Raw genomic sequence first — 7,995 nt, 5'->3', positions numbered from 1 at the left:
CACTGTGTCTCTGACATATCTCATACGAAAACTGTTTTATATCATCTGATATCTGTCTCAAAACCAGTAATTTCTTCCTATATTTACAGACAAAAATAATGTGATATTGTAATAGGTATTTGTGTCTGTTTTTAGATTTCCAGGTTCCCATGCCATGAATATACTATAATTTCTGATTTTCTCTCTGTTTTTCTTCCAGAATTTTTCTCCCGCTCTCCAGCTCACCTCTTTTTCTTGCGGAAGCTTCTTTTTCCTGCGGAATCACGCTCAAACGTTCCATGCAGTAATCCAGCCTGCTCTTGATCTTCTCGTAGTCGGTAAGTTTTAACTGTTCCTGTACTGCCAGAAGTTCTGCTTCTTTTTGTTTTTGCTGTGTGAGATTCCTGCGTTTTCATCATCTGCTCCGCTTTCACACTGTTCAGCTCACGCATATAATCCTGATAATTCTGATTGAGACGGATGAAATCGCTGCCCAGATCATTCCACCAGCTGTAGATTTTTTCCGGTTCTTCGTTCTGCATTTGCGGGATTTTTTCCAGATTCATGCTGATCCGCTCCAGAAGTGTCGGCTCCAGGGAAGAACTTTCGATAAACAGATTTTCTACCCGGATCACCATTCGCTCAATTTCTACTGTCGCTTTTGACAGCTGATAGCGAAATTTTTTATTTTTAAATTCTTCAATCGTGGTCACTCTCCTGGTATCCTGCGTGGTGATCAGATTCCCCCAGGCAGTCAGTGCCGTAAGATCCTGCTGACACTGTTCCGGTGTATACTCCTGAAAATACGGATCTTCTTTTAATTCCTCATAAACTTCTTCCTGATAGATCCAGTATTTCAGCTTTTCATAATTTAAATAAAAAAGCCGGATGATCGGGCGATATCTGTCTGTATTGTCTACATTCAGGTATTTCGCCTCCAACATCGGCTTTTTCAAAGTCTCATTTATTCTCATAATGTCTGCTGTCCTCTTTTATCCGATTTATTTCGTCCATGTAAAGCGGACGTTCAAAATTTATATCTTCGGCATACTTTCATTTAACTACAGGTATCGTATCATAAGACAATTTACATCACAAGATAATTTTTACTTTTCGTTTCTGTTCCATAAAATTGCAATCACGGAACTGACAAGCAGCAGCATCGGATAGAAGAGTCTCGGCATGATCTGGAATGCCGAAAGTTCTCCGCCAAGTTCATTTACGGCAGAAATCGCCACCAGCATCTGGGCACCGTATGGGATGATGCCCTGGAAAATACAGGAAAAGGTATCCAGGATCGAGGCTGCTTTTCTCGGCGTGATGCCGTACTCCTGTGCCATTTCTTTTGCGATCGGATTTGCCATGACGATCGCCACTGTATTGTTTGCCGTAGCAATGTCCATCGCACCGACCAACAGTCCCATGCCAAGCTGACCGCCACGTTTGCCGCGGAAAATCCGGTGGATCCAGGCAAGCAGAGCATCAAATCCGCCATATTCACGGATCAGGGCACACATTGCCGCAACCAGAATCGCAACCATGCAGGTTTCAAACATTCCGGAAACGCCATTCCCCATGTTTGCAAGAAGATCGACCGGTGCGATATGCCCTCCGGCCAGCATGATAAACGCCCCGGAAACAATCCCGACCAGAAGCACCACAAAGACATTGATGCCGATAATGCCTCCGATCAGCACCAGCACATACGGGATCACCTGCACCAGATGATACGACTGGCTGACCTGCCCCTGCACTTCTGTCTGAAAGGACAGAATCAGGATTAAAATCAGCGTTGCGGCTGCTGCCGGAAATGCAATCCAGAAATTCTCCCGGAACTTGTCTTTCATCTCACAGCCCTGCCCGTTGCAGGCGGCAATCGTCGTATCCGAAATAAAGGAAAGATTATCGCCGAACATTGCTCCGCCCATAACGGATGCCACACAGAATGCAAGTTCAAATCCGGACGCAGCAGAAACAGCCGATGCGATCGGCACCAGAAGCGTGATCGTTCCGACCGATGTTCCCATCGCCACGGAGACAAAACAGGCCACCACAAACAATACTGCCACTGCATATCTCGCCGGGATCAGGGAGAGCATACAATACGCCACACTCTCTGCACTTCCCCTGCCCACAACTCCGACAAACGAACCCGCCGCCAGAAAGATCAGCAGCATCGTGATGATGTTTTTATCACCCACGCCGCCAGACATGATCTCCAGTTTCTGTTCAAAATTTACCGCCCGGTTCTGCAGACAGGCAACCAGGATCGCTGCCAGAAAAGCAACCACGATCGGCACATTATAAAATCCCATCGGAATTTTCATCACGTATTCAAATAAAATACCAAGTCCGAGATACAGCACAAGAAATACGCCGATCGGCAACAGAGCGATCGCATTTCCTTTTGTTTTTCCATTTCTGTTTTCCTTTTCTTTTCCCATTTTGCTTCCTTTCTGTTACTGTTCTTCCTTCTTTCTCATTTTAAGCACTCCGAAAAGTTTTGTGATCTCCTTTTGCGGATCATCCCACCAGTCCATCGTCCAGATGCGATACAGTTTCCATCCAAGTCCTTTCAGCACTTCAAACTGTGCCACTTCACGGTCTTTCGTATTTGTCGACTGACAGTAAGAATCTCCGTCCGTCATAATTCCGAGCAGATATTCTTCCGGATGATCCGGATTGATCACTGCGATATCCACTTTGAATTTTGAATGGCCGACATTTAACTGATACTCGTATCCAGCATCTGCAAGTGCCCGGCAGATTTTTGCTTTGATCCCCTGATTTTTGACTGCTTCATTCTGTCTGTAGTCTCCCCGCAATTTTCCATTCTGAGCAAATTCCATGAAATATTTCAGAGATTCTACGCCTTTTGCTTTTGTTCGTCTCAAATTGATCTGATCGGCTGTCATAACAGAAAACACCACCATTTCACACCGGGCACGGGACACCGCAACATTCAGTCGTTTCCAGCCTCCATCCCGGTTCAGCGGTCCGAAATTCATGGACAGCTTTCCTTCCGCATCCGGTCCGAATGCCACGGAAAACAGGATCACATCTCGCTCATCTCCCTGGACATTCTCCAGATTTTTTACAAACAACGGCTCTTCTCCCATATTTGCCCACTTATCAAAATTTAAATCTTTCTGATATTCTTCCTGGAGCAGATCCTCAATCAGAGTCTGCTGATTAACATTAAAAGTAACCACACCGATCGTCTGCTTTTTCTGCTCTGGATCGGCATATCTTTTCTTGATCTCCGCAACGATCGCCTGTGCTTCTCCTTCGTTCACACGGCTCTTGCCGCGGTCAAAAAATCCTTCCACTTTTACCATGCTGACGCGTCTTTGCCGGTCATTTACCGATGGGAACGTAAGCATAGAATTTTCATAAAATTCCCGGTTACAAAAAGCGATCAGGCTCTCATGGCGGCTTCGGTAATGCCAGTGCAGATGTGCGGACGGCATGCCAAGTGCCAGACAGTCATCGAGAATACTGTCCAGATCTTCGATATCCAGATTGTCCTCATCCACCGAATTTCCCGCAAAAAAGCTGGTCGGAGGCATCTGATTCGGATCCCCTACAATCACTGCATTTTTGCCTCTTGCAAGGGCACCGACTGCTTTACAGGTCGGAAGCTGCGATGCTTCGTCAAATACCACAATATCAAACAGATCATTTTCTGCCTTTAAATACTGAGCCGCCGAAATCGGACTCATCAGCATACACGGACAGAGTCTCTGCAAAATATGCGGGATCTGTTCAAACAGTAGACGGATGGAAATACCTCTGCCGTTGCTGCTGATCGCCCTTCTTAAATAATTCAGTTCTCTGCTGACTTCCACCGAATCACCGACAGACGGAAGCTGCGATGACAGCCGGTAAAACATTTCTTCTTTTGTCAGCTGCATACATTCCTGATCCAGCTTTTTAAACTGCCCGATCTGAACCTGAAAACCGGTTCCGGTAAATCCGTTCAGCACCGGTTCGGATTCGATCACGCCAAGAATGATCGCCCGGTAAATGGAACGCAGATATACATTCAATACCACTTCATGCGGAAGGCCTTTTTCATAGGCATCACAGATCGGAGCAAGCCCGTTTTTCCGGCACAGATCTACATTCTGCTGATAAACAATCCAGTCTTTTAATGCGCCTGCATTTTCCAGAATACAGCCACAAAGTGCCTTTCTGTTCTCAATCCAGTCTGCTTTCTCATCGCAAAATTTCAGCTCCAGCAGCTCTGCAACCTTTCGCTCTGCAGCATCCATGCTATTCCAGATAGAAAAGAGTGCTTTTCCCTTCCGGACAAGTGTACTTAAAATGCCCCTCGCCTCGATTTCCTGAAGTACTCCGGCAAAACGTACCATATTCTTTCTCTGATTTTGGATCTGTACTTTATAAGACTGCATTTCTTCATTTGTCAGATGTTCTTTCAAGATCTGTTTCCAGTCATAAGACAGTTCTGCTTCTGCCGCTTCCATTTTCTGCTCTTCCTGCTGATAAGCAGTGATCTCCGTCAGATACAGCGGAATCTGCTCGACCTCCACCGGAAATGCGGCAAACAGCTGCATTTCTGCCACAAGTGCCGCCTGTGCTTTTCCTTTTAAGAAAAATACCTTTTTGTTTGCTTCTTCGTACTTCGCATGATAAGAACTCATGTCCTGACTTAAGAAATTCTCGTTCCATTTTGAAAGCATTTCTGCCTTTTTCTGTTCAAATTTCTCCTGTTTTTCCAGATATTCTTCCGGAACGGAAAATTCACGTTCAACAGAATCTGTTGTCCTCAAAAAGGCAGGCATTTTTTCCGTACTTTCCATACACCGGATCAGTTCGGATACCTGATTCCATTCTGCCTTTGTGACCGGGTTTTTGATTCCGGCAGAGGCGGCAAAATCCGCCATCTGAGCCTGGATGCTATCAAGTACAGACAGATAGTTTTGCATCGCCGGCTCCAGTTCCGTTTTCAGATGCTGACTGTACTGTGCCCTTTTCACTGCCGCAAGCGGATGCTGATACGGATGACCGATGGATCTTCCGGCTGAGATCAGACGTTCCAGATGATTTTTCTGACTGCTCAGATCACCTTCTGTTATATTTTTGATATCCGATACCGGAAATTTTACCTGTTCTTTTGTTTCCGGAATACTTTCGTAAAGATCGATCAGCTGACGCAGACTCTTTCCGAAATTTCTTTTTTTATGTAGTGCTTTTGCGTAAGCATCCAGTTCGGTACGCATCGCATGGATGTCCGCAATTCTCTGCTCATAATCTGTTTTTGTGCCTTCCATGTCAATCTCAAGACCACGCCGCAGCTGATTTAAAACTGCCTTTTTCGTAGCTTTGTTCGAATGTAATTTCAGGCAGAAATCATCGATTCCAAGTGCCGCCAGACGTTTCTGTACCACTTCCAGTGCAGCTCTTTTTTCTGCCACAAAAAGAACTGTCTTTCCTTTTGTCAGTGCATTTGCAATCAATGCTGTAATGGTCTGCGATTTACCGGTTCCCGGCGGTCCGTGCAGTACAAAACTCACCCCTGCGGCAGCCATATTGATGGCATGCAGCTGAGAAGCATCCGCCGTTACCGGTAAATAAGCCTCCTCCTGATCCACTTCTTCCGGAATCGTGCAGTCCCAGTCCACAGCTCCTTCGATCAGACTGTGGACGATCTTGTTTCCCTCCAGGAAATCACGGTTGTTATGAATATCATTCCACATCACAAACTGCGAAAAAGAAAAGTTTCCGATCACGGCAACTTCCAGCACATCCCACATTTCCATGCTCATCACCGCTTTTCGGATCATTGCAAAAATCTTCGGCATATCCATTCCATGCTCATCCTGCGGCGGCGGATTCATGCCAGGAATCGTGATCTCATAATTCTGCTTCAGAAACTCCAGAAGCGTAATGTTGATCTGTGAATCCTCATCCCGCATCTGCATCGCATAGCCTCTGCCCGCAGACTTTCGCACAATGTCGATCGGTACCAGAACGATCGGCGCGTATCTTGCCTGTGCGTTCTTTTTCTGTTCAAACCAACGAAGCATACCAAGTGCCAGATATAACGTGCTTGCTCCATTTTCTTCCAGAGATGCTTTTGCAGAACGGTACATTTTCGTCAGAGAAGTGCTTAAATCTTTCTCGCTGTAAATGGAATGCAGTCTTTTGTGTTTGCTTTCAAAAGAAATAAATTCTGATAATTCTCCCAGTTTGTTGAGAAGTTCGATCTGACTTTCTGCTGCCGGATTCACACCTACATCAGCCGGCCGCGGCATCACCTGAAACGCTTCCCCGTCAAACAGTGCATCCTCAAGACTTCCGATATCCGCGGACAAAACCGGCACAACACTCTTTGTGACACGCATATTGATCAGCATATTCCGAAGGCTCAGATCCAGAAGTTTGCGCTCCCACTGCGTCAGTTTTGTGACCTGTGCCTTTTCCGTACAGTCCGAAAAATCAAAGATCTCGATTTTGCTGTCTGATCCACCTGTGACCTCTTTTTCTTTTCGATCCTCGTGCAGAACCTCAAACCCGTTTGCCGTCTGAACCCGGATTGGAAGTGGACGGATTCCCCTGCTTCTGGCACGCTTCACATCGATTGCAAAATAAAACTTCCCATAATTGGAAACACGCCGTTTTGCCATGGCTGCTGCTTCGTCAAAACTTACATTCTGCCCGGAACACATCGCCGTACATTCCACGACCGTAAGCTCCTGAATGCCTTTTGCCATACGTTTCTCAAGCTGTGACGGATCATCCACCAGAATATCTGCAAACGCTCCGTCCACCAGCCAGACACCGGCAAAAATATGACCTTCCACAACCACCATGAACGGATTTAAATCCATCGCTTCCAGACACGCCGTATAGAGCAGCGTCAGATCCATGCAGTTTCCAAAATGCTGCTCCAGCACCGCATCCGCCAGGCGGACTCTCTGCCCGCATGCCTCAAAGCTCGCTGTCGATGCATATGTAATATTTTTCTGCTGGATCGCCGCATAAGCTGCTGCCGCCATGTTTTTGACACGCTCCTGATCACCGGACTGATAACCGTCCAAAGAAGGATCGCCCGTCCATTTCTCCAGATATTTCGATGCCAGCTGGATCAGACTGACCACCGCTGGATGATTCGGCATTGCAAAAGATGTCAGAAGCTCCGGCGTATACTGAAATCCCGGGAACTCATCAAACGCCATAACCGTGATATTGATCTTTTCCGATGCCAGCACAGTTTCCCCATCCAGAACCGTAACCGTCAGCTGACCAGAAAACTTCTCCGTGATCGATGCCAGATATCCGACATGGAATGTCAGATCCAGATTTCGAAAATGCAGCTCCTCACCTGTCTGCAGTGCCTCGATCCCGCACACAAAATCCTCCATCAGCTCACCGTCCGAAGCGATTTTTAAAAGCAGAGCATTCCGTTCCGTTTCGGATGTGTTTTTGATGCAGATATCACGCACGACAGAAGCACCATTGTGAACCAGTGCATAGTTGATCACCTCATCGATCTCACATGCTAAGACAATGCTGTTTTCTGGTTTATTCGCTGCCTCTGCTATTTCAGGCTGCTTCGTTTGCAGATGTTCTGTGGCTGCTGTATTTACTGCATTTTCTATATTTTTGTTTGCTGCGTTTACAGCTTTCATTTGCTGTTTTTTCTGTCTTTGCTATATCTGCCGTTTTTGTTTCCCTCTGCAATCCAGCCAGCATCCGCTGTGTGGCTGCCTCACGCTCCGGTATGATCAGCTTCTCCCTGGATATCCGAACCATCTGACGATTCGGCCGGATAAACTTCTGACGATCCATCTTTATCAACTTGTAGTCCCCCAGTCTTGTTTGTTTCATTTATCACAATTATTCAGTCATTTTGCAGCTACTGTTTATCTTTTTCTTACCCTGCACCGTTTCCGGAAGAATGAAATCCCATAGCACAGAATCCAGATAATCGTATGTCAGATTTTCTTCAATCTGCTGTACAATATATCCCCCGGAAAGCAAGGTTTCCAT

Annotated in this window: 5 protein-coding genes; all 5 read right to left on the bottom strand. The window is 46.2% G+C overall.

From position 1 onward, the window contains the following. A partial coding sequence (locus tag ACLTL4_RS10280) for a transposase (protein WP_412320500.1) occupies positions 1-151 on the bottom strand: 151 nt, incomplete at its 3' end. 70 nt (positions 152-221) lie between these two features. After that, the gene (locus tag ACLTL4_RS10275) at positions 222-953 is read right to left on the bottom strand and encodes a DUF2397 domain-containing protein (RefSeq protein WP_412291515.1); all 732 of its coding nucleotides are present in this window, start codon (positions 951-953) and stop codon (positions 222-224) included. A 132-nt stretch (positions 954-1,085) separates the two neighbouring features. Continuing rightward, the gene (locus ACLTL4_RS10270) at positions 1,086-2,423 is read right to left on the bottom strand and encodes a Na+/H+ antiporter NhaC family protein (protein WP_215658609.1); all 1,338 of its coding nucleotides are present in this window, start codon (positions 2,421-2,423) and stop codon (positions 1,086-1,088) included. Between the two features lie 15 nt (positions 2,424-2,438). Then, positions 2,439-7,634 carry a DUF4011 domain-containing protein gene (locus ACLTL4_RS10265; protein WP_412291514.1) on the bottom strand — a complete coding sequence of 1,732 codons (5,196 nt, stop codon included), beginning with the start codon at positions 7,632-7,634 and terminating at the stop codon, positions 2,439-2,441. After that, the gene (locus ACLTL4_RS10260; protein ID WP_412291513.1) at positions 7,549-7,803 is read right to left on the bottom strand and encodes a hypothetical protein; all 255 of its coding nucleotides are present in this window, start codon (positions 7,801-7,803) and stop codon (positions 7,549-7,551) included. The genes ACLTL4_RS10265 and ACLTL4_RS10260 overlap by 86 nt, the downstream gene beginning before the upstream one ends. Between the last annotated feature and the right edge of the window lie 192 nt (positions 7,804-7,995).

The sequence above is a fragment of the Hominisplanchenecus sp. genome (assembly GCF_046967715.1).
Lineage (GTDB): Bacteria > Bacillota > Clostridia > Lachnospirales > Lachnospiraceae > Hominisplanchenecus > Hominisplanchenecus faecis.
Note: the sequence above shows the minus strand (reverse complement) of the source record. Positions and strands in the feature narration are given on the sequence as shown.

What these genes read in the sequence shown, in the direction of transcription:
- ACLTL4_RS10275 (WP_412291515.1), bottom strand. Translation starts at nt 953, where the DNA reads ATGAGAATAAATGAGACTTTGAAAAAGCCGATGTTGGAGGCGAAATAC.
- ACLTL4_RS10270 (WP_215658609.1), bottom strand. Translation starts at nt 2,423, where the DNA reads ATGGGAAAAGAAAAGGAAAACAGAAATGGAAAAACAAAAGGAAATGCG.
- ACLTL4_RS10265 (WP_412291514.1), bottom strand. Translation starts at nt 7,634, where the DNA reads ATGAAAGCTGTAAACGCAGCAAACAAAAATATAGAAAATGCAGTAAAT.